Raw genomic sequence first — 19,377 nt, forward strand, 5'->3', positions numbered from 1 at the left:
TAATATTGGGGGTGTTGGTCTAGCTGAAAGCACAGGCATTTGGCTAGGCCAACATCCAGCAAAGGGGGCGTCATGATAACCGCCCCTTATCGCGTCTCAGCCTTCCAACTTGGCGGGCACCGCATCAAAGCCCGGCAAGGGCTGGATGCTTAGCACCCGGTCGCCGTAGGCTGCCCGCGCCCACTTGGCGACCTGCTGGCCTGTTCTTGGCGGCGTGGCCATGTGCCAGACGCGGCGGCGGTCGTTGAGGTCGATGCGCCATAGCCAGACTTTCCCCAGCGCCACGCCGTCCCGCAACTGGAAGCTTTGGCAATGCCCAGCCAGGCCCAGGCTGGCGGGCTGTCGATGCTCGCCGCAGCGCTGGCCATCGCAAGCCCGGCAAGCGCGACAAAGCAAGGGCAAGCCCTCGGCAGCCGGGAGCAATGCCCCGGCCAGTTCGGCAGCCGTCGCGCGGTCTGCGGGCGCTGCCGTGGCTTCGGGTTGGGCCTGCGGCAATTCGGCGAACCAGTCAGCCAGATCAGGCAGCATCGTCGATTTCCGGCGCATTGTCGGCGAACAAAGCCGAAGTCACGCAATACACCTTGGCCCGCCCGCTCTTGCTGTACTTCGCTTCTGGCGTGGTGCGCACTTGCAGCATATTGCCCGCTCCCTTGGTGGTTTCCAGCGCGCCGCGCGCCGCCAATAGCTTGCATACCCGGTTCGCGTCCACCCCGGCGCACACTTCCGCGCGGAAGCTTTCCGGCAGCACGTAATACTTGATCAAGCCGGATAGCTTGTCCTTGAGCCGGTAGCCGCAGCGGCTGATGGTCTTGGGCGCGTGGTCGTCAGGGTCGGGCGCGTGGCCGTCCTGTTCGTGCAAGATGCTTTCATTGGATAGCCGGGTGAAGCGCGCTTCGCCGTGCTGCTCGAAGAACAAGCGCACCTTGGCCAAGATGTCTTCATCCTCTCGATTGCCCGCCGTGCCGCGCATTTTCAGCCAGTCGGCAAAGCAAGCTTTAGCGGCCTGCCATGCCGTCCCCTTGGGCCAGCCAGTCACGCCCCAGGCGCTGGCCAGCTCGCCTGCAATCCCCACCAGGGCGAAGCGGGCGGCGGCGCGATGCGCTTGGCCATGGGCTTCGTTGGGCAAGACTTCGCTGTCAAAGCGCGCCAGCTGCTGGCGAATCAGACCGGCCAAGCCGTCTTTCTCCTGCACCAGCCGTTCCAGATAGGCGCGCGCGGCGCTGCCGTGCTGCTGGATCACGGTGGCCTTGATATGGTCGGATAGGGCTTGGCCGCCGTCCTTGTCATGCAGGGTATCGAACAAGCCTAAGCCCTGGCCCGCGTCGGCGGGAACCGCCAACATGCGGATTTCCATCCCGGCTTTCATTTGCTGCTTGGCCTCGGCCATGTGCGCCGCAAGGGTCTTTTCGCCGGAAGACAAAAACAGCACGCGCCATTCCGCCACCGCGCCCCGGCTGCCGCCCTTGTCATTGGCCCGGCTCTTGCCGCGTCCATTGCCCAGCATATAAACGGCCTCGCCAATAATGCGGGAGTCGCATTGATGGATTTCATCCAAGGTCAGCAGGCAATCGGAATAGGCTGCCGCGATGGACTCCAAAGCGTTGTCAGTCGCACGCCAGGTTTGCAGATAACCCGGCCCGCCGAACACGCTGGCGGCGGCTTGCAATAGCGTGGTTTTGCCTTGCGAGCTGTCGCCATAGAAGTGAAAGCCGCCCGACTCGCTGCCCAGGATGCCCAGCAGCGGCCCGGCGAAGGCGCAGGACACGGCGAAGGCTAGGCGGCTATTGCCGACGCAGTAGCGCGCCATATCGCTTTGCCAGCCTTCCAGGCTGCCCGCACATTGCATGGCCTCGCGCTGTTTCTGCGCCGCCTCGAACACCAGGCGTTCCCCTGCCTGGCCAAGCTGCACATCCGGCAACAAGAAGACATCGCCATGCCAGCCCAAGCGCGGCACGATGGTCGCGCGTTCGTCGCCATCGTAGCGGCCCAGGTATTCCAACAGCCTTTGACGTGCCTTCGGGCCTGCGCCCAACAGCAGGCCGCGCGATAGCAAGCCCTTGATCACTTCCGCCCCTTCGCTGGATGCCAGCTGTTCGGATGGGATGTTCCATTCCTTGAGGTTGCCGTCTGGATCAGAGAAGCGCACCAGCAAGCCCCAGCTGCCCGCGTTCTTGTCGCGGGTGCGGGCCAGGATTTCCAGCTTGCTGCAAATCCATAGCGGCGTGTCCATGTCCTCGGTTTGGAAATAGACGCCGCGTTCCGACAGCTTGAAGGGATTCCCCAGGGCAGACGGGGCCGGGTGCGGGGCGCTGGCCGCAGGCGCGGCGGCGATTTCACTTGCTTGGCTAGTCGATGTTGCGACGGTTTCGGCTGCTGGCTCCGCCTCCAGCAACAGACGCAGATGCGCCGCTGTCCAGCCACGCGCCAGGGCGTCGGCGGCATCGTCGCCGCTGTCCCATTGTCCGCCGTCCAGCAAGGCAGGGGCGTGCTCCGTTCCGCCAGGGCGGCAGGTTTCGAAGCGTTCGACGGGAATATGGCTGACAGAGGCCGCGCCGACTTTGGCCAGTTGCGCTGCGACGGCGGTGGCCGCTTCCCAGCCCGGCGCGTCGTAGTCGCGCCAGATCAGGCAATGCCGCCCGGCCAGCGGGCGGAAATCGGCCTTGCTTACGGCTTCCGCGCCATTCATCCAGCACACGGCGACATGCTCCGGCAGCAGCTGCGCGGCGGCGTCGGCGGCTTTCTCACCCTCGCAGATCACAACCGGCGCGTCAGGCCGCGCGGCCAAGCGATCCAGACCATACAGCGGGCGCGGCGCGTTCAGGTTCTTCCAGCGCCAGGCAGTCTTGCCGCTGTCCGCGTCTTTCCATACGGAGAGCGGGAAATAGTCCTTGTTGCGGCCATTCTGGCCCGGCTCCAGCCGCACCACAAACACCAAGGGTTGCCCTGCGGCGTCGTTGTATCGCCAAAATTGCACCGGCTTGCCGGGATGATGCGGCTTGCTGCGCGGCATCTTGCCCATGAGGTTGGCGGGAATCGGCAATACCGCCTCGGCGGCGGGAACAGCTGCAGGCAGCTGCGCGGGGGCGCTGGCGGCGGGCGCTTCGCCATTGATGATGCCCAGCAAGCGGGCCAAGTCCTTGCAGGCTTCTCCTTGGCCGTAGGATTTGAGGTAAGCGACTAGGGCAATCACGTCGCCGCCTTTGTCGCCGCTGGCGAAGTCCGCCCACACGCCCGTATTGACGTTGATGGAGAACGAGCCGTAACCCTCGTCGCTTCGAGCTGAATTGATCATCTGGATTTCGTGGTGGATCTGTTTCCAGTGGACTCCGGCCCAATCCAGCACACGGGGCAGCGCCGACAGCGAGGCGCGCTTGACTTCCTCAAAGGGTAATTTAGCCGCCATCGTCAATACTCCCCCACTTGCGCCATATCGAGCGCCAAGGGCGCGCCTTCGGCGAGGTCGGCCACCAGCTCAGCCAGCAGGCCGGGTTGATGATCACGGGCGAACAGCGCCAGCGAATCGGCGATGACAGGCAGCAAGGGCGCGAGGAAACCGCACAAGGCGGCGCGGGCCATATTGCTTTGCTGCTCGGCGGAATAGCCTTGCATGCCCTGCACGGTGGCCACGTAGGCCAGCAGTTCAAGCGCGTAGTCTCGGCCATCGTGATAAGCGGCCACCGCGCCCGGCAAGGCACTGGAGAAGGGAAGGCATAAGGTGTTGTGGTACATGTTTGAATCCTTTTCGCGCAGGCCGACAAGGGCGCACCTGGCGTTTTTTTGAGCGTGAGAAGGCCCGCGCCCGGCATCGTGTCCGTTCGTTGGTCAGGGCCGCCCCGTGTCTCAGTTGTAAGGGAAGGGATTTAGGTGTTGGCAGGCTTTGCCGTATCGAGCGCGGTTTCGATTAGCGACAACTCCATGCCGCACATCAAGCCGACAATCCAGCCGCGCAGGCGCTGCTGCTCCGGCGTCAATGGCCCTGTCAGCCCCAGGCGCAGAAGAAGCTGATCACGGCAGTTTTCAATCGTGTGGCCAATGTCACCGCTAATGGACGCCACGGAGAAAGCAAGCTCACCCTCGCCGCATCCCATCATGTAGGACAGTTCGCCAGCCTCAAGCCTACCTTTGTCTATTTCCTGCCCGTAGCTGCGGATGGTTTGCATGAAGCTATCCATACGGCCTTTGGAGTCAATGCATAGCGCTTTCATGCTTGAGTTCCCCGGCTGTTGGCGGACACTTTGCGCGACGCGCTCTTGGGCGCCCGCGACAAACTCATGACATGCCGGAACGCCGGATGCTGGCTGACGCGGCGCAGTTCGGCGGCGTCATCGGGCACGCTGGCGTGGCCGATCAGGCTGGCCATGCCTCCCCAGAATCCAGTAATGAGGCCCGTCATGAAGTCCAAGGGCGCTTGTCCGGCCACCGGCTGGGCATAGCCGGTTTGGTCGATCATGTCGCGCAGGAAGCGATAACCTAGGCTGTACAACTCCATGCCGTTCTCGCGGACATAGGCTCCCGTTTCGCCGTAGTGGCCGGTTTCGCAGCGCTGGAACAGCGTTTGCAGGTTCTCCAGCATCAGGCGGCCTTGTTGCAGCCCATTTTCAAAGGTGCGTGGCATGCCCGGCGGCACGTCCATGAACGGCGCATCGCGGGTGCTGTCGCCGTAAGAGATCAGGCGGGCGCGGTCTTTCAGGTAAGCGGCGCGGTAGTTGGGTTGCGTCATGCCGCACCCCCTGCCATCACGGCGTAGCCTTGGGCTGCGGGCAAAACCGCCACGGCGCGACCAGTCTGCGCCAGGTAGGCGCGGGCGTAGTTCACCGCCTCCGCTTCAAGCGGAAAATGGGCGATGGGATGGCGAACGGCAGGGAATAGGCGCGACAGGGCGCGGGAAAGCTTAGGCATGGTGATTGCCTCCTTAGTGGGTTTAGACCCGCTCCCCGCTGCTAAACGGGGGTGGCGAGCGCATGGCGGGGTTAGCAGACCGGCACTAAGGAACCGGCAGCCCGAAGGCTCCCCACCACGGCCCGCCATGGAAGGCGCACGTGTGGCGTACTGCGGACGCAAAAAAACCGCTTTCGCGGCGTCATCCGCCTTAGTGTTCGGGCTGCTAAACCCGGTGCCGCTATTGAACAGCACGCCGGAATTATGGCCCGCCTGGCTCAAGGTGGCAAGTGTCATCATGCGGTCAGTCTCCTTGTGTCATTGGCGGGTAGGGCGAGGCGCTGGCGCTGCTCATTGGCAAACGTCAGCAGCGCGGCCTTGCGTTCATCGTAGCTTTTCCCCATGCCCAGCAGCACGGCGTCTTGACGCTCCAGCAGCTCCAGAAGGCGCAGCTCTGGCACACTTAGCACGTCCCGGTTGATGGGGGAAAACTGGCCAGAAAACACCCAATTGATCAGCCTGGCCTCATTGGCGTAGTGGTGTGCGGCGCTGTTCTTGCCGATGGCCTGGCGGTGCAAGTTCACCATGTCGCATAACAGCCGGTGATTGCTGGCAGCGGCCACGCGGGCGGCGCTCCAGTCGTCAGGCTTGGACTGTCCACGGATCAGGGCGTCAATCTGCATGTCGCACCAGACAGCAAAACGTGCATCCAGCCACTGAGCAAAGCGCACGGCCAGTTTCGGATGCATCCAGGTGCCGCCATTGTTGCCCCGCTTGGTCTTCAAAAGTGAGCCAGGCTCACATTTGAGCATGTCGGCCAGCGTGGCGATGTACTCCTGTGTGCCGTCTTGGTTGAGCCAGTCCACGGGGCGCTTGCCGAACTTCACCGCTGCTTCTGTGGCATTAAACCAAGCGTCTTGCGTGAATTGCATCGCCTGGCCGTTGAAATCGGCCTGAATCAACTTGGTCATTGCGCGGCCTCAATGTCGTTTGCGTGCTGGGCCTTCGGCATTTGCCGGTTAGTCAATGCGACAGTCGGCGCAGTGGCCACTACGTCGCAGGCGGGCAATAACGCCAAAATCAGCACGATTGCAATCGTGCGGGGGTGAAAGCGCATATTACCCAGGCGGGCGAGGCTTCGTAGCGCCTGAGACCGCGCTGCGGTATGATCATGGCGCAATGCAACCAATTTGGATTGGATGACGGCCTCGCGTGTTACAGCACGCGGGGCTTTTGTTTTATGGGCTTTCATCGTCATAGCTCCGGGATGGTGATATTGAGGGCGCGCATGCAGCGTTCGGCATTGCGCATCTGCTTTGCGTCTGAGGCATGGGCATATTGCCGGTACAGGCCATGCAGGTACTCGCTTGCCCAATGGGCAGCGGTGCGAGACCCAGAAACGACAAAGCCCGCTTGCGCGGGCTTGTCTGGGTTGCCGATAAGCGGCAGATCGGGCGGAAGATCATTTTTCATTTGATTATCCTTTCATGCGGTTTGCGCTTGGCGCGCGGCGGCGACTCGTTCCGCCAACCAACTTTCTACGTCCGTCGATAACCAGGCCACACAGCGCGGGGACAATTGAATCTGTCTTGGGAATTTCCCTTGCTGAATGAGCGCGTAAAGGCTGCTGCGGCTTAAGCCGGTGGCTTTGATTACGTCAGGAAGGCGAAGCATGCAGGCGGAGGGGTTCAGATTGATCATGATTGAATTCCTTATCGGGTTGGATTAAAGGGGGTGAACGGCACGCGCCGCGACGAAGGCTTGCAGATCGGAAAGGCGGTACATGCACTTGCGCCCAATGCGGTAATACCGCAAGCCATAGCGCCCGGTGCTGGCCCATTCATTGAGCGTGTACGGCGACAGGCCCAGCCACTCGGCGGCCTCCGGCCTACTCATCAGGTGGTCTTTGCTATCAGGAACGGGAATGGACATAAGGCTTTCTCCAAATGAAAAAAGCCCGCACTGGGCGGGCTGGTGAATCCGGCAAGGCCGGAACGCAAAAAGCCCAAGGAAAAGCCTTGGGCTGTAACTGTCTAAGCATGTCCACGCCTGCGACGGCGCAAACATTCGAGCAAATGAAAAAAGCCCGAAGGGGTTAGCTTCGGGCTTGTGGGCGCTATTGTTTCTAGCGCAGCTGAATTTTGCATAAACCGCGCATTGCTGTCAATGTCGCAGTTTTTCGGCGATAAAAAAGCCCGAAGGGTTAGCTTCGGGCTTGTGGACGCTATTGTTTCTAGCGTAGCTGAATTCTGCATTAAGTCCGACATTGCTGTCAATGCCACAGTCTTTCGGCAATAAAAACACCCGAAGGGTTAGTTTCGGGCTTGTGGGCGCTATTGTTTCAAGCGTAGCTGGATTTTGCATAAGTGTAAGATTGCCGTCAAGGGCGCAGTTTTTCGACAATAAAAAAGCCCGAAGGGGTTAACTTCGGGCTTGGGGCATTACTGCTGCGAGCGTAGCGAAATTCTACCTAAGTGCCGGATTTGCCGTCAACGCCTCATTAGCCATGCGCAATGAAAAAGCCCGAAGAACTTGGCTTCGGGCTTATGGGCGCAATTTGGGTAGCTGCAAAATAAGTATAGTTGACGCACGCCTCACTAGCAACAGGCATGCATTTAATTTTACAAGCGTTTGAATTTTAAAATAAATACAAAAAAACAAGATCATAACGCTGTTACGCTATTCGACTTGAATAGGCGCAAAAAAAAGCCCAGGCTTGTCTCCTGAGCTTTGATATCTTGCGGACGCGACAAAGGTGGCCTACGCCACCTTTTCTGAACGCCATGCGGCGGTTGTCCTGCAATTGTTTGGCCATTCTATGCAAAGATAACGTATCTTGCAATGCGTGGTCGTTGAGCCAATCCGTCAAAATAAAAAAAGCCAGCATTGAGCTGGCTTTTAGGGCGCACCTGTGGCCGGTGACAATTCATGGTATTGGGTAATGCCAATACCGTCAAACGCGTTAATCAGAATAATTTATGTCATTGATTTCAGAGAAAAATAACAAACCCATAAAGCGAAACGCTGTTACGGCCAAGAAGGTGGCAACGACTCCGGAAGACGGGGCAGCTCTAGCCAATCTGGCAGCAGCAAAGCTGGAACAAATGGACGGCTTGCATTGCCAAATCGATAACGTCAAGAACCTGCGCGATGCCGCACGCTTTGTGCTGGCCGCGCCTGGCCAAGCCCGAATTCCGAAACCCTATGACGGCAGCGCCGATTGGTTGGCCTATATCAATCGAATGGTGAACCTCTCCCTGTCCGCTGAGCAAAGGCAAGCCGTCATGGCCGCGCTCAGGACGCGGCGATCTAGAAAGCGCAGAAAGCTTGCTTCGCTGGAAATCAAAGGCGAAACGCTAGACCGGCTACAAAGCTGGCAAGCAAGCCATGGGCACGCAAGCCTTGATGCCGCCATTGCCGCGCTGATGGACATGGCGGAACCCTCTACAACTGATGCAACCAAGTGACTAGCCAGGCCAGACCAGCCAGCAGAAGCGCCGACACGCCGCCAATCATCACGGCGGCCAGCGCTCCATAGAGCATGGGAGCCAGCTGCAAACCATCGCGCAGCCCAAAGAACAGCGCGCCGCCCAGCGCCCATGCGGTCATATACGCCCAGCCCACGGCTAGGAATTGGTGATCTGCCTTCATCTTATGTCTCGGTCGAGCGTGTGAAGTCTGAAGGTTTCAGCAGCGGCTTGGCCAAGGCGGTTTGCATGCGCGCCAAAGTGTTGGCGGGGCTGCTGTCGCCTTCTTCCACGTTCCAAAGCACGATAGCCGGGTTTTCGCCGAATGCGGCGGGCTGTCCATCGCTGTCGTAGAAAACTTCGTGAATGGCGCGCCAGCGGTGCGGCTCCGCATCGTCCTCTGCTGGTGCTTCAAATTCGATAACGCGATAGTCCCAGGTGGCCATCATTTAGCCCGCCCGCTGGAAGTTGACCGGCACGACATTGCCGCCTTGCTGTTTGAGAACGTAGTTTGACCACCATTGCATCATTCGGCGGCGTTCTTCCATGTATTCAGCGCGGTTGTAGGCGGCGCGAACCCGGTTTCTTTCGACGTGGGCCAGTTGGCGCTCAATAGCGTCGGGATTGAACCCCTCTTCATTCAGGATGGTGGATGCTGTGGAGCGGAAGCCATGGACATCGGCCTTGCCCTTGAATCCCATACGATGCAATGCACGCCGGAGCGTTTCCGGCGACATCGGGCGGTTAGGGCTGTTGCGGTTGGGGAAGAGGTGTTCTCGTCCGCCGCTGATGGCTTGAAGCTCGCGCAGGATGGCAAGCGCGTGGTCTGAAAGCGGCACAAGATGAGGAGCTGCGGTTTTTTTGGATATCTCAGTCAGCTTGCGGTGTTCGGGCGGGATGGTCCACAGCTTGGCGTCAAAGTCGATTTCTTCCCACCTGGCCATGCTCATTTCCCCTACGCGGGTGAAGGTGTGAAGCATCAACTCCATCATCAGCTTGGTTTGCCGGTTGGAATCCATTTCCTTGAGTGCATGCAGAAATTCAGGCAGTTCATCACGGTGGAGGGCTTTGCGATGCTCCACTTGCGGCGTCTTCAGTGCGTCCACCAGCGGCGCAGCCGGATCGCTGTCGCAGCGGCCAGTCAGAATGGCGAGTCTGAAAATGGATGAGCAGCGCTGACGGAGGCGTTTGCAGGTGTCGAGGTTTCCCGCCTTTTCCACGCGGCGCAGGACATCCAGTAGTTCCAGGGGCTTGATGTCTTTGATGGGCGTCGCGCCGATGTAGGGGAGGATGTGCAGCTCTAGCGAGGTCATCACCCGTTCGGCGTGTTGCTCGCTCCATTCGTGGCGTTCTTTGGCGTGCCACTCTTCGGCAATCGCCCTGAAGGTGTTGGCTGCGGACAGTTTGGCGGCGAGCTTTTCAGATTTGCGCTGTGCTGCTGGGTTGATGCCCTCGGACAGTTGCTTACGTGCTTCGCCTGCTTTGTTGCGTGCTTCGGCCAGGCCGACATCCGGGTATTTGCCTAGGGCCAGAACAGCGGCTTTGCCATTGAAGCGGAAGCGATAGCGCCACAGCTTGCCGCCGGACGGAGTGACTTCCAGAAACAGGCTGTTCCCGTCAGATAGCTGATAGTTCTTCTCTTGTGGCTTGGCTTGCCGGATGGAGACGTCGGTTAGCGCCATGTGTATAGATTCCCGTGTATAGATTTGCGCCGTTAGTCGGGCGGGGCGCGCCCGCTCAGCGCTTATTTTTGGGGCCTGAAGTCCTGCTATCAGGCGTTGGGCGAAGGTGCGGCTAGATCGTCACTAGTGACATTTCATGTCTGTCACTATGCTAAATCATGAAATTCCCCTTTCAAATCAACGATGTCACTACGTCACTACTGTCACTAACATTTTTTAGCGGGGTGGTCGGAGCGGCATTGGCGACGATGTTTCCACGACGCCGGGGCCTGTGTTGGGCTGGCAACCCTCATACATTTTTCTAACCAGAGTATGAATTGCAAAAGGTGCTAGGGACGGTGTGTATAGATTTTATCGAGGGTTTCGCTCATATGCACGAATCTATGCACAAAAAATGTAGATGTTACTGGATGCTCTTGGACGGCTTTGGACGTAAAAAAACCCGCAAAGCCTTATTTGGCGCGGGTTTGTGGACTTTCTCGGACTGCTTTGGAAGTGTGGGTGGCGCCCCCGACAGGAATCGAACCTGTAACTGCCCCTTAGGAGGGGGCCGTTATATCCATTTAACTACGGAGACGCTACGGAAAACTGGGTGTGATCAGGCGCTGCGGTCCACCGACAGGCGGGCCAGCTCGATCAGGGCCTGGCGGGTTTCCGACTCGGGAATCGCCTGCAGGGACGCGATGGCCAGCTCGGCCATCTTGATGGCCTCGTTCTTGGCATATTCCAGCGCGCCGCTGGATTGTACCGCATTCAGCACATCGTGGAAACGGTCGCGGCTGGCGTTTTCCAGCGCGTCGCGGACCAGCGCCGACGCTTCGGCGCTGCCGTTGCGCATGGTGTAGATCAGCGGCAGCGTCGGCTTGCCTTCGGCCAGGTCGTCGCCCAGGCTCTTGCCTATCGTGTCGGCGTCGCCGCTGTAGTCCAGCACGTCGTCGATGATCTGGAAGGCGGTGCCGAGGTACATGCCGTAGTCGGCCATCGCCTTCACCTGTTCGGCGGAGGCGTCGGCGATCAGCGCGCCGACGCGGGCGGCGGCTTCGAACAGCTTGGCGGTCTTGTACTGGATGACCTTCAGGTACTCGTCCTCGCTGACGTCGGTGTTGCCGATGTTCAGCAATTGCAGCACTTCGCCCTCGGCGATGATGTTGGTCGCCTCGGCCATCACTTCGAGGATGGTCATGTTGCGGGTGGTGACCATCATCTGGAAGGCGCGGGTGTACAGGAAGTCGCCGACCAGCACGCTGGCGGCGTTGCCGAACAGGGCGTTGGCGGTCTTGCGGCCGCGGCGCAGGTCCGACTCGTCGACGACGTCGTCGTGCAGCAGCGTGGCGGTGTGAATGAACTCTATCATCGCGGCGAGTTCGAACAGATGTTCGCCCCGGTAGCCCAGCGCGCGGCCCGACAGCAGGGTCAGCACCGGACGCAGGCGCTTGCCGCCGGCGGAAATGATGTATTCCGCCACCTGGCGGATCAGGACGACGTCGGAGTGCAGCCGGGAGCGGATCACGCCGTCTACCGTCTGCATGTCGTCGGCAATCAGGGTTCGGAAAAGCGGGGTGGACATTTCAACCAGTTTATCGTTGCGATGATGGCTACGCCAAAGCCCTGGATGTTACCAGAAAAGCCCCTGCGGCCGCCATGCCGCCGTGTTGGCCGCATAAGTCGATGAAATCATTGACATGTTGTGGTCAGTCCCGTATAGTCTCGCGTTCCCTTGCGCATCAGGCGTGGGGGATCCATTTATCAGGAGCTCATGCGAATGTATGCGGTCATAAAAACCGGCGGCAAGCAGTACAAGGTTGCCATCGGTGAAAAACTCAAAGTAGAACAGATACCTGCAGACGTCGACAGCCAGATCGTACTTGAAGAAGTGCTGATGATTGCTGACGGTGAACAGGTTGTTGTTGGCGCCCCGCTGGTTTCCGGCGCCACCGTGAAGGCCACCGTTGTTTCCCACGGTCGTGGCGAAAAGATCCGCATCTTCAAGATGCGTCGTCGTAAGCACTACCAGAAACATCAGGGTCATCGTCAGAACTACACCGAAATCCGCATCGACGCGATTTCGAAGTAAGGATAAACAGTCATGGCACACAAAAAAGCAGGCGGTAGCTCCCGCAACGGTCGTGACTCCGAAGCCAAACGCCTGGGCGTTAAGGTTTACGGCAGCGAACTGATTCCGGCCGGTTCCATCATCGTGCGTCAGCGCGGCACCAAGTTCCACGCTGGCGAAAACGTCGGCCAGGGCAAGGACCACACCCTGTTCGCCAAGGTTGACGGCTACGTTGAATTCACCGTTAAGGGCGCGCAACAGCGCAAGACCGTTAACGTGGTTCCGTACACCGGTGTAGACGGCGAATAATTTCGCTTTCTGACATCCGAGAAAGCCCTATCCTTGCGATAGGGCTTTTTTCATACCCGAGGGGCAAGGCGTGAGGGCTGGCATAGGCAACCCTGACTCCTGACTCCTCGCAAGACAGAGGTTGAGTGCAATGAAGTTCATCGATGAAGCCCGGATCGAAGTGATGGCCGGACGCGGCGGCAACGGCGCGGCCAGTTTCCGTCGTGAAAAATACATTCCGTTCGGCGGACCGGACGGCGGCGACGGCGGCAAGGGCGGCAGCGTGTACGCGGTGGCCGACGAGAACGTCAATACCCTGGTTGAATTCCGCTTCGTCAAGAAATACCTGGCCGAGCACGGCGAGCGCGGCCGCGGCGCCGACTGCTACGGCAAGGGCGGCGACGACATCGAATTGAAGATGCCGGTGGGCACGGTGATCCAAGACGCCGACACCGGCGAGCAGGTGGCCGATCTGGCGCATCACGGCCAGCGCATCATGATCGCCAAGGGCGGCAAGGGCGGTCTCGGCAACATCCATTTCAAGTCGTCCACCAACCGTTCCCCGCGCCAGTCCACGCCGGGCGAGCAGGGCGAGCAGCGCACGCTGAAGCTGGAGTTGAAGGTGCTGGCCGACGTCGGCCTGCTGGGCATGCCCAACGCCGGCAAGTCCACCTTCATCCGCTCGGTGTCCGCCGCGCGTCCGAAGGTGGCCGACTATCCGTTCACCACGCTGCACCCTAACCTGGGCGTGGTGCGCATGGACGACACCCGCAGCTTCGTCGTCGCCGACATTCCGGGCCTGATCGAGGGCGCGGCCGAAGGCGCCGGCCTGGGCCACCGCTTCCTGAAGCATCTGCAGCGCACCGGCCTGTTGCTGCATGTGGTGGACATCGCCCCGTTCGATCCCGGCGTCGATCCGGTGCGCGAGGCGCGCGCCATCGTCGAGGAATTGAAGAAGTACGACGAGGAGCTGTACAGCAAGCCGCGCTGGCTGGTGCTGAACAAGGTGGACATGCTGCCGGCGGACGAGCGCGAGCTGACGGTGTCGGCCTTCCTGAACGCCTACGGCTGGCCGCAGGCGAAGCCGGACGACTCGCTGGGCTTCGACGTCAAGGCGCCGCGTGTGTTCTCGATTTCCGCGCTGAACCATGAAGGCACCCGCGAGCTGACTTTCGCCATCATGGCCTACCTGGACGTGGTGCGCGCCGAGGCGCGCAGGGAGAGCGAGGCGCAGCAGCAGGCCGCCGCGGCCAAGCAGAAGCTGATCATGCCGGAGACGCCGGTGGAGGATGCCGGCGGCGACGCGTAACGTCATTGTCGTCTGATTGTGGTAAACGGCGGGCTGGAGGCATATCCAGCCCGTTTTTTTATTCCATCCGGGCAAAATGTGAGGTTTTGGCGAATTTTCGCCCATTTTTGTCGCTTTGCTGTACACCAATCCCTTCACCCGCCGTTACTTCTCAAGTTGATTGAATGTTGTATTTTGTCATCAGACAAAAACGCCATCGGACCGCCGGTTTTCAGCCGGTCATGGCATGAGTTCTGCGTGCCTGAGCGCTCTGTGCCCAGGTCATGAGCATGGCATGACCGGAAAATCGGGCTTGCTAGACAAATTGCTCTAACTATATAACATGGTGCAGCCACTGCCGGCCTCCGGGGCAGGCCGGCAGCGGCAGGGTTCGCAGTTTGTCGTAGCGGTCCGGGGCGATTGCCTGGGTGACCAAGCGTCCGGCGCGCCGGATGACCAACAAAGACGTTCGCTTTGATGAGGAGAATCACATGAAGAAGGCTCTTGCTGCGCTGGCTGTCGGTCTGATGGCTGCTTCCGTCGGTGTTTACGCCAAGGATTGGAAAGAAGTCCGTTTCGGCGTGGACGCCAGCTACGCTCCGTTCGAGTACAAGGCGCCGAATGGCCAGGTGGTCGGTTTCGACATCGATCTGGGCAACGAGATCTGCAAGCGCATGAAAGCCAAGTGCGTGTGGGTGGAGAACGATTTCGACGGCATGATCCCGGCGTTGAAGGCCAAGAAGTTCGACGGCGTGCTGTCGTCGATGTCGATGACCGAGGCCCGGATGAAGGAGATCGCCTTCTCCGCCAAGCTGTTCAACACCCCGACCCGCATGGTCGCCAAGTCCGGTTCCGGCCTGATGCCGACCCCGGCTTCGCTGAAGGGCAAGCGCGTGGGCGTCGAGCAGGGCACCATCCAGGAAGCCTACGCCAAGAAGCACTGGGCGCCGGCCGGCGTCGAAGTGGTGCCGTACCAGAACCAGACCCTGGTGCTGGCCGATTTGACCGCGGGCCGTCTGGACGCGTCCTTGCAGGACGCGGTGCAGGCCGACATGGGCTTTTTGAAGAAGCCTGAGGGCAAGGGCTTCGCCTTCGCCGGCAAGGACCTGGTCGACCCGCAGACGCTGGGCGAGGGCGCCGGCATCGGCCTGCGCAAGGATGACGCCGATCTGAAGGCCGCCATCGACAAGGCCATCGCCGGCATGCTGAAGGACGGCACCTACAAGAAGATCGAGAAGAAGTACTTCTCCTTCGACGTGTACGGCGGCTGATGCCGTTTCGGGCGCGCGGCCGGTCCGCGCGCCCGCGCTGTGATGCGCCCCGCCTTGCGGGGCGTATTGATCTGGAGGGCCGGCCTTCATTCGGCAATATAAGTCGAAGGGGCGGGCCGCTCGACAAGGGGAACATATGTTTCTGGATGGATTCGGTCCCATTATCTGGCAAGGGACCCTGGTGACGCTGGAGCTGTCGGTGCTGTCGCTGCTGTTGGCCTTCGTCATCGGTCTCGTCGGCGCCGGCGCCAAGCTGTCGCACAACCCGCTGCTGGGCGGCATTTCCACCGTGTACACCACGCTGGTGCGCGGGGTGCCCGACCTGGTGCTGATGCTGCTGATCTTCTACAGCCTGCAGATCGGCATGAACAAGATCACCGACCTGTTGGCCATCGATCAGATCGACCTCGATCCGTTCGTGTCCGGCATCGTCACGCTGGGCTTCATCTACGGCGCCTATTTCACCGAGACGCTGCGCGGCGCCTTCCTGTCGGTGCCCAGAGGGCAGATCGAGGCCGGCATTTCCTACGGCATGAGCGGCTGGCAGGTGTTCCATCGCGTGCAGTTCCCGCAGATGATGCGCTTCGCGCTGCCGGGCATTTCCAATAACTGGCAGGTGATGCTGAAAGCCACCGCGCTGGTGTCCATCATCGGCCTGGCCGATGTGGTGAAGGCGTCGGTCGACGCCGGCAAGAGCACCTACAAGGTCTTCTTCTTCACGCTGGTGGCGGGGGCGATCTACCTCGTGTTGACCACGCTGTCCAATTTCGTGCTGATGTGGCTGGAGCGCCGCTATTCGATGGGTGTGCGGGAGGCGGAGCTATGATCGACATCATCCAGCAATTCTGGAAAACCTTTTTGTGGAGCGACGGCTACCACCTGTCCGGCCTGGCCGTCACCATGTGGCTGCTGGTGCTGTCGATCGCCTTCGGCTTCGTCGTCTCCATCCCGCTGGCGGTGGCCCGGGTGTCCCGGATCAAGTGGCTGTCGCGGCCGGTCTGGCTGTACACCTATGTGTTCCGCGGCACGCCGCTGTACGTGCAGCTGTTGTTCTTCTACAGCGGCATGTACAGCCTGGACGTGGTGCGCGAAGTGGGCTTTCTGAATCACTTCTTCCGAGAAGGCTACAACTGCACCATCCTGGCGTTCGCGCTGAACACCTGCGCCTACACCACCGAAATCTTCGCCGGCGCGATCAAGGCCACGCCATACGGCGAGATCGAGGCGGGCCGCGCCTACGGCATGAGCCCGTTCACGCTGTACCGCCGGGTGATCATTCCGTCGGCGCTGCGCCGCGCGCTGCCGGCGTACAGCAACGAGGTCATCCTGATGCTGCACGCCACCACCGTGGCCTTCACCGCCACCGTGCCGGACATCCTGAAGGTCGCGCGCGACGTCAACGCCGCCACTTACGACTCCTTCAACGCCTTCGGTCTGGCCGCCTTGCTCTATCTGAGCATCACCTTTATTCTGGTCGGCTTGTTCCGCAAGGCCGAAGCGCGCTGGATGGCTTATCTGCGCCCGACCAAGAGCTGAGAAATTCTGGGGATTCAATGATGGACAAGCTGAGCATCAGCAATATTCACAAGAGCTATGGCGACCACGAAGTTCTGAAAGGCATCTCGCTGAAGGCCAAGGCCGGCGACGTGATCAGCATCATCGGCTCGTCGGGCTCCGGCAAGAGCACCTTCCTGCGCTGCATCAACTTCCTCGAGAAGCCGAACGACGGGACCATCGCGTTGAACGGCGAGGAAATCCGCCTGTCGCGCAACAAGCAGGGTGAGTTGGTGCCGTCCGACCAGAAACAGTTGCAGACGATGCGCACCCGGCTGGCGATGGTGTTCCAGCACTTCAATCTGTGGGGCCACATGACGGTGCTGGAAAACGTCATCGAGGCGCCGGTGCACGTGCTGGGCATCGCCCGCGAAGAGGCCATCGCCCGCGCCAAGAAATACCTGTCCAAGGTCGGGCTGGACGAGCGCGCCCAGGCCAAGTACCCGGCCCACCTGTCCGGCGGCCAGCAGCAGCGCGTGGCCATCGCCCGAGCGCTGGCGATGGAGCCCGAGGTGATGCTGTTCGACGAGCCGACCTCGGCGCTGGACCCGGAGCTGGTCGGCGAAGTGCTGAAGGTGATGCAGGCGCTGGCCGAGGAAGGCCGGACGATGATCGTCGTCACCCACGAGATGGGCTTCGCCCGCAATGTGTCCAACCACGTGATGTTCCTGCACCAGGGCCGCGTGGAGGAGGAAGGTCATCCGGACGAAGTCTTCGGCAACACCAAGAGCGAAAGACTGAAGGCATTCCTGTCCGGTAGTCTAAAGTAAGACTATCCCTGCCAAAGGGGGTAGGAAACCCGCCGGAGCTGTCAGCCGGCGGGTTTGTTTTTGGCGCGCCGTCCGGCCTTGTGGATAAATCCCGATTCGGCGGATGGCTGTGGATAAGCGCGCTTACGGCGCCGGCGCGGCCGGCTGCTGCGAGCGGAACAGCGTCCATTCCTCGACCGAGCGGCCGTCCGGCAGCTGGCACAGCGCGTATTCGTTGCCGGCGGCATCCTTCTGCGGCAGCAGCTTGCCGCCCTGCTTCGCGCAATAGACCGAGGCCGGATTGGCCATGCCGACAGCCTGCTTCTGCGGCGAGGCGTTTTGCGCGCAGGCGGCCAACAGCAGCGCCGGCAGCGCGGCGACGATGGGGGTCAGTGTTTTCATTTCCAGTTCGGATCCTGTTTCAGTTGTTTCATCAGATAGTCGCGCTGTGGCTTGTCCGGCTTGCCCAGCCAGCGGTAGCTGGCGTATTTGGCCGGATGATCGACAGCTTCGGGCACATCGGCCACCGTCACCAACAGGCCCAGCGCGCGGCGCTTGTCCGCGCTGAACAGGCCGAGGAAACGATTGCCGGCGCAGTCGTGCGGTTTGCACATCTCGCCGGCCAGATAGCGTTTGCCGGCGATGGTCGCAGCGCGGTACGGCGCGCTGGTGGCGCGGGCCTCGCGCAGCCACTCAGGCGTGTTTTCGGCGCCGGCCAGCATGCCCATCCAGGCGGCCTGGTAGGCGGGCTGGTGGGCCAGTTCGGCGAATACCGCCTCGGCCGCCGGCGCGGAGGAGACGGGGGCGGCGACGGCGGCCGGCGACAGGATGGACAGCGACAGCAGCAGCGGGACTAGCGTTTTCATGCGTCAGGCTCAGTGGTGATGCAAAGTCATTGGATCGTCGCCGGCGATTAAAATTCCGTCAGGCGGTCAACAGCTTGCCGGTCTTGTAGGCGCTGGCGCCGGCCACGCGGGCCAGCCCCAGGCCGGCGGTGGCGTATGGTCGGTCGCTGGTGGCGTACAGCACGCCGCCGCGCTGGGTGCACACCTGGGTGACGGTGTCGGTCAGCGGGTCGATCACGTCGGCCACCAGGTCGCCCGGCGTCAGCAGGCTGCCCGGTTCGGCGCGGTAGGTGACGACGCCGGCGTGCGGCGCCAGCAGGTCCTCCGAGCCGGCCAGCGGCGTCGCCGGGTGGCGCAGCGGCGGCAGCGGCGGCGGATCGCCGGCGATCACGCCGCGGTGCTGCAGGAAATGGATGATGGCCTCGGCGTCCTTGGCGGCGTATTCGTGATTGACGTCCCATTCGCCTCGCAGCTCTATCGTCACCGCCAGGCAGGCCATCGCTATCGGCGCGGCGAGGCCGGCCTTCTCCGCCAGGTCGCGCAGCTGCCACCACGGCTGGCTGCAGGATTCGTCGAAGGGGTAGTCGCCGGAGTCCTCGGCCAAGAGGCTGGCGCAGACGCCCAGATAGCGCGCCAGCGGCTCGCACTGGTCCCACAGCGGCGTGCCGGTGTACAGGTGGATGTCGGCGCGGCTGTCGCAATGCAGGTCCAGCATGATGTCGGCGTCGAAGGCCAGCGTGTGCAGCGCGTGGCGCAGCGACTGCAGCTCGGTCTGCGGCTGCTGGCGCGCCAGCTCGGCTCGCATCGCCGCGCGTATCAAGCGGGTGTTGACCTGAGCGTCCGGCCCCAGTTGATGGCGCACGGCGGCGAACGCCGGTTCGGCCAGCGGCAGGTAGTGGCGGTTGAAGTTCTGGCCGCTCATCGCCTCGAAGCGGCCCAGCAGGCGATTGCTCTGATTCTGGTTCAGGCCTATCGGGTTGGCCACCGGCAGCACGGCGATCTCGCCGAGGATGGCGTTCTCGCTTTCCAGCTGGCGCAGCCGCTGTTTCAGATGCCAGGCCACCAGCATGCCGGGCAACTCGTCGGCGTGCAGGCTGGCCTGGATGTGGACCTTCTCGCCGCGGCCCTCCTGGCCGAAATGGAAGCTGGTCAGCGCGCGCTGGCTGCCCAGGCTGGGCGACAGCAAGGTGTGGTGGCGGGTGAGCATGACGTCTCCTCTATACGATTGTTATCACTTGCAGCCAGGATAAAACGCGCCGCCGCGTTGACGAAGCGGCGGGCCGCCGGGACAATCTGCGCTTT

At 61.4% G+C, this 19,377-nt stretch carries 26 protein-coding genes and 1 tRNA gene; 8 read left to right on the forward strand and 19 right to left on the reverse strand.

Features of this window, described 5'->3' with window-relative positions:
- Positions 1 to 96: 96 nt before the first annotated feature.
- From CXB49_RS01115 to CXB49_RS01160, 11 genes are all read right to left on the reverse strand, one after another.
- A complete protein-coding gene (locus CXB49_RS01115; protein ID WP_101706701.1) occupies positions 97 to 528 on the reverse strand; it encodes a hypothetical protein in 432 nt (143 codons plus the stop codon).
- On the reverse strand, positions 518 to 3,403 hold the full coding sequence (locus CXB49_RS01120) for a DUF927 domain-containing protein (protein ID WP_101706702.1): 2,886 nt from the start codon (positions 3,401 to 3,403) through the stop codon (positions 518 to 520). The genes CXB49_RS01115 and CXB49_RS01120 overlap by 11 nt, the downstream gene beginning before the upstream one ends.
- A gap of 2 nt (positions 3,404 to 3,405) precedes the next feature.
- The gene (locus tag CXB49_RS01125) at positions 3,406 to 3,729 is read right to left on the reverse strand and encodes a hypothetical protein (RefSeq protein ID WP_101706703.1); all 324 of its coding nucleotides are present in this window, start codon (positions 3,727 to 3,729) and stop codon (positions 3,406 to 3,408) included.
- Between the two features lie 131 nt (positions 3,730 to 3,860).
- Positions 3,861 to 4,160: a hypothetical protein gene (locus CXB49_RS01130; protein ID WP_158300571.1), complete on the reverse strand. Its 300-nt coding sequence runs from the start codon at positions 4,158 to 4,160 to the stop codon at positions 3,861 to 3,863.
- Positions 4,161 to 4,201: 41 nt separating this feature from the next.
- The gene (locus CXB49_RS01135; RefSeq protein WP_101706705.1) at positions 4,202 to 4,720 is read right to left on the reverse strand and encodes a hypothetical protein; all 519 of its coding nucleotides are present in this window, start codon (positions 4,718 to 4,720) and stop codon (positions 4,202 to 4,204) included.
- Complete coding sequence (locus CXB49_RS23185) at positions 4,717 to 4,899, reverse strand: hypothetical protein (RefSeq protein ID WP_158300572.1); 183 nt, start codon at positions 4,897 to 4,899, stop codon at positions 4,717 to 4,719. Before CXB49_RS23185 ends, CXB49_RS01135 begins: the two co-directional genes overlap by 4 nt.
- 275 nt (positions 4,900 to 5,174) lie before the next feature.
- Positions 5,175 to 5,849: a KilA-N domain-containing protein gene (locus CXB49_RS01145; RefSeq protein WP_101706707.1), complete on the reverse strand. Its 675-nt coding sequence runs from the start codon at positions 5,847 to 5,849 to the stop codon at positions 5,175 to 5,177.
- Complete coding sequence (locus CXB49_RS23190; RefSeq protein ID WP_158300573.1) at positions 5,846 to 6,130, reverse strand: hypothetical protein; 285 nt, start codon at positions 6,128 to 6,130, stop codon at positions 5,846 to 5,848. Before CXB49_RS23190 ends, CXB49_RS01145 begins: the two co-directional genes overlap by 4 nt.
- 2 nt (positions 6,131 to 6,132) lie before the next feature.
- A complete protein-coding gene (locus CXB49_RS01150) occupies positions 6,133 to 6,351 on the reverse strand; it encodes a hypothetical protein (protein ID WP_101706708.1) in 219 nt (72 codons plus the stop codon).
- Positions 6,352 to 6,363: 12 nt separating this feature from the next.
- Positions 6,364 to 6,579, reverse strand: a complete 216-nt coding sequence (locus CXB49_RS01155; RefSeq protein WP_101706709.1) for an AlpA family transcriptional regulator — start codon at positions 6,577 to 6,579, stop codon at positions 6,364 to 6,366.
- A 24-nt stretch (positions 6,580 to 6,603) separates the two neighbouring features.
- The gene (locus CXB49_RS01160; RefSeq protein WP_101706710.1) at positions 6,604 to 6,810 is read right to left on the reverse strand and encodes a helix-turn-helix domain-containing protein; all 207 of its coding nucleotides are present in this window, start codon (positions 6,808 to 6,810) and stop codon (positions 6,604 to 6,606) included.
- Positions 6,811 to 7,856: 1,046 nt separating this feature from the next.
- Here CXB49_RS01160 and CXB49_RS23195 point away from each other — a divergent pair.
- Entirely contained in the window at positions 7,857 to 8,345 is a 489-nt protein-coding gene (locus CXB49_RS23195) for a hypothetical protein (RefSeq protein WP_158300574.1), read from the forward strand.
- On the opposite strand, the gene CXB49_RS01165 is transcribed toward CXB49_RS23195, so the two are convergent.
- The 5 genes from CXB49_RS01165 to ispB form a co-directional block, all read right to left on the reverse strand.
- Positions 8,323 to 8,529, reverse strand: coding sequence for a hypothetical protein (locus tag CXB49_RS01165; protein ID WP_101706711.1), 207 nt, complete (start codon positions 8,527 to 8,529; stop codon positions 8,323 to 8,325). The genes CXB49_RS23195 and CXB49_RS01165 overlap by 23 nt on opposite strands.
- Before the next feature lies 1 nt (position 8,530).
- Positions 8,531 to 8,794: a hypothetical protein gene (locus CXB49_RS01170; protein WP_043626500.1), complete on the reverse strand. Its 264-nt coding sequence runs from the start codon at positions 8,792 to 8,794 to the stop codon at positions 8,531 to 8,533.
- The gene (locus tag CXB49_RS01175) at positions 8,795 to 10,027 is read right to left on the reverse strand and encodes a tyrosine-type recombinase/integrase (RefSeq protein WP_101706712.1); all 1,233 of its coding nucleotides are present in this window, start codon (positions 10,025 to 10,027) and stop codon (positions 8,795 to 8,797) included.
- 502 nt (positions 10,028 to 10,529) lie between these two features.
- A tRNA-Arg gene (locus CXB49_RS01180) sits at positions 10,530 to 10,604 on the reverse strand.
- Positions 10,605 to 10,625: 21 nt separating this feature from the next.
- Positions 10,626 to 11,594, reverse strand: coding sequence for an octaprenyl diphosphate synthase (ispB, locus tag CXB49_RS01185; RefSeq protein ID WP_158300575.1), 969 nt, complete (start codon positions 11,592 to 11,594; stop codon positions 10,626 to 10,628).
- Positions 11,595 to 11,789: 195 nt separating this feature from the next.
- Here ispB and rplU point away from each other — a divergent pair, with 195 nt between their 5' ends.
- The 7 genes from rplU to CXB49_RS01220 all read left to right on the forward strand — a co-directional run bounded on the left by rplU (position 11,790) and on the right by CXB49_RS01220 (position 17,251).
- On the forward strand, positions 11,790 to 12,101 hold the full coding sequence (gene rplU, locus CXB49_RS01190; protein WP_011134403.1) for a 50S ribosomal protein L21: 312 nt from the start codon (positions 11,790 to 11,792) through the stop codon (positions 12,099 to 12,101).
- Between the two features lie 12 nt (positions 12,102 to 12,113).
- A complete protein-coding gene (gene rpmA / locus CXB49_RS01195) occupies positions 12,114 to 12,389 on the forward strand; it encodes a 50S ribosomal protein L27 (protein WP_011134404.1) in 276 nt (91 codons plus the stop codon).
- A 130-nt stretch (positions 12,390 to 12,519) separates the two neighbouring features.
- On the forward strand, positions 12,520 to 13,677 hold the full coding sequence (obgE, locus tag CXB49_RS01200; protein WP_101706714.1) for a GTPase ObgE: 1,158 nt from the start codon (positions 12,520 to 12,522) through the stop codon (positions 13,675 to 13,677).
- Positions 13,678 to 14,147: 470 nt separating this feature from the next.
- Positions 14,148 to 14,927: an ABC transporter substrate-binding protein gene (locus CXB49_RS01205; RefSeq protein WP_101706715.1), complete on the forward strand. Its 780-nt coding sequence runs from the start codon at positions 14,148 to 14,150 to the stop codon at positions 14,925 to 14,927.
- A 136-nt stretch (positions 14,928 to 15,063) separates the two neighbouring features.
- Positions 15,064 to 15,753 (forward strand): ABC transporter permease, encoded by a 690-nt coding sequence (locus CXB49_RS01210; protein WP_101706716.1) that lies wholly within the window; start codon positions 15,064 to 15,066, stop codon positions 15,751 to 15,753.
- Entirely contained in the window at positions 15,750 to 16,463 is a 714-nt protein-coding gene (locus tag CXB49_RS01215; RefSeq protein ID WP_101706717.1) for an ABC transporter permease, read from the forward strand. Before CXB49_RS01210 ends, CXB49_RS01215 begins: the two co-directional genes overlap by 4 nt.
- Positions 16,464 to 16,483: 20 nt before the next feature.
- Positions 16,484 to 17,251, forward strand: coding sequence for an ABC transporter ATP-binding protein (locus CXB49_RS01220; RefSeq protein WP_199406757.1), 768 nt, complete (start codon positions 16,484 to 16,486; stop codon positions 17,249 to 17,251).
- Between the two features lie 123 nt (positions 17,252 to 17,374).
- On the opposite strand, the gene CXB49_RS01225 is transcribed toward CXB49_RS01220, so the two are convergent.
- From CXB49_RS01225 to CXB49_RS01235, 3 genes are read right to left on the reverse strand one after another with little or no spacing between them, the layout of a single operon-like run.
- Complete coding sequence (locus CXB49_RS01225; RefSeq protein WP_101706719.1) at positions 17,375 to 17,632, reverse strand: DUF333 domain-containing protein; 258 nt, start codon at positions 17,630 to 17,632, stop codon at positions 17,375 to 17,377.
- Positions 17,629 to 18,096: an inhibitor of vertebrate lysozyme family protein gene (locus CXB49_RS01230; protein WP_101706720.1), complete on the reverse strand. Its 468-nt coding sequence runs from the start codon at positions 18,094 to 18,096 to the stop codon at positions 17,629 to 17,631. The genes CXB49_RS01225 and CXB49_RS01230 overlap by 4 nt, the downstream gene beginning before the upstream one ends.
- A gap of 58 nt (positions 18,097 to 18,154) precedes the next feature.
- Complete coding sequence (locus CXB49_RS01235; RefSeq protein WP_101706721.1) at positions 18,155 to 19,282, reverse strand: succinylglutamate desuccinylase/aspartoacylase family protein; 1,128 nt, start codon at positions 19,280 to 19,282, stop codon at positions 18,155 to 18,157.
- Positions 19,283 to 19,377 lie beyond the last annotated feature (95 nt).

The organism is Chromobacterium sp. ATCC 53434, assembly GCF_002848345.1.
GTDB lineage: Bacteria > Pseudomonadota > Gammaproteobacteria > Burkholderiales > Chromobacteriaceae > Chromobacterium.